Annotated in this window: 2 protein-coding genes; both read right to left on the reverse strand. The window is 26.7% G+C overall.

All coding sequences use genetic code 11. The features are described from left to right. On the reverse strand, positions 1-434 hold a 434-nt coding region (locus AMN80_RS02185), incomplete at its 3' end, for an FAD-binding protein (protein ID WP_143323377.1). Next, the coding region (locus tag AMN80_RS02190) for a UDP-N-acetylmuramate--L-alanine ligase (protein ID WP_075520370.1) at positions 431-1,456 on the reverse strand (1,026 nt) is incomplete at its 5' end. The genes AMN80_RS02190 and AMN80_RS02185, both read right to left, overlap by 4 nt.

Here is a 1,456-nt window from a genome sequence, read left to right on the forward strand (position 1 = left end):
TTACCAAAACAACCTGAATTCATCCTAATACCGCCACCTACTGATCCAGGTATACAAGATAAAAATTCCAGACCACTCAAATTATTATTAGTCGCAAAATCTGAGACATTTTTATCTAAGATAGAGCAACCGGCAATAACAATGTTGTCATTCATTAAAGATATTTTATTAAATTTTTTGCCTAATTTGATAAAAATTCGATTTTGAATATTTTCTGATATCAATAAGTTTGAACCTGCACCTAAAAGAAAAAAATCATTATCATTTTTTTTCAAATATACCAGAAATTCTCTTAACTCAGCTAATGTTTCTGGAACAAAAAAAATTTTTGCATTTCCACCAATATTAAGCCAAGTATGATTCTTTAAATTATAATTTAATCTTATTTTACCTTTAATATTTTTTGTAAAAGTATCTAGGTCTTTTAACATCATTGTCTCATTAAGTTGGGCAATTCTTTAATCCAGTTTGATATAGATCCTGCTCCCATTCCAATTGTTATTTTCTCATCATCTAAATATTTTTTTAAGAATTTTGCTAATTCATATTGATTATTTACCATAAATACTTGAACTTTAGATTTCTTGGCAATTTTTTCTGCAAGTTTATCATAGTTTAAATTTATTTTTAAGTTTTCTCCTGCTTTATAAATAGGACATAGAATTACAGAATCTGCCTTTTTAAAAGATAAACAAAACTCTTTTTTCAAATCATTTAGTCTAGAAATTCTATGTGGCTGAAAAATACATATTATTTTTTTTTCTTTATAACTATTACTAACTCCATCTAAAACCTCTCTTATCTCTGTGGGGTGGTGAGCATAATCATCAAAAATTTCTGCACCATTGTAAGTAAATATTTTGTTAAATCTTCTCTCTACACCTTTGAAGTTTTTTAGACTATTTTTCAATATAGCTGGTGATATGCCAATAAAATAGGACACAGCTATTGCAGCTGTGGCATTTTTTATATTATGGGATCCTATTAAAGGGATCACAAATTTTTTTAAAACAAATTTTTTTTTATTTGGAAGATTCATTTCAACATCAAAGATAGATTTATTTTTTTTGAATGAACAATTTTTAATTTTAAAATTTGAACTATTGTTAAATCCATAAGTAAGTATGTTTTTAATTTTACCTATTTTGTAAATATCTCTAATGTTCTTATCATCTAGACAAACAAATGTTTTACCAAAAGATGGAACTTTAAGCATAAATCTTATAAATTGCTTTTTAAGTTCATTTAAAGATTTGTAGTAATCCATGTGTTCTCTATCAATATTTGTTACTACAGCATAAGTTGATGGAACTTTTACAAAACTTCCATCGGACTCATCTGACTCTAATACACACCACTCGCTTTTTCCCAGTTTAGCTGAGTTTTCTAATGAATTAATTACCCCACCATTTATGATGGTTGGATCTAATTTAGCTTTACCAAATATAGATGCTAT

Source organism: Candidatus Pelagibacter communis, assembly GCF_001179985.1.
Lineage (GTDB): Bacteria > Pseudomonadota > Alphaproteobacteria > Pelagibacterales > Pelagibacteraceae > Pelagibacter > Pelagibacter ubique_J.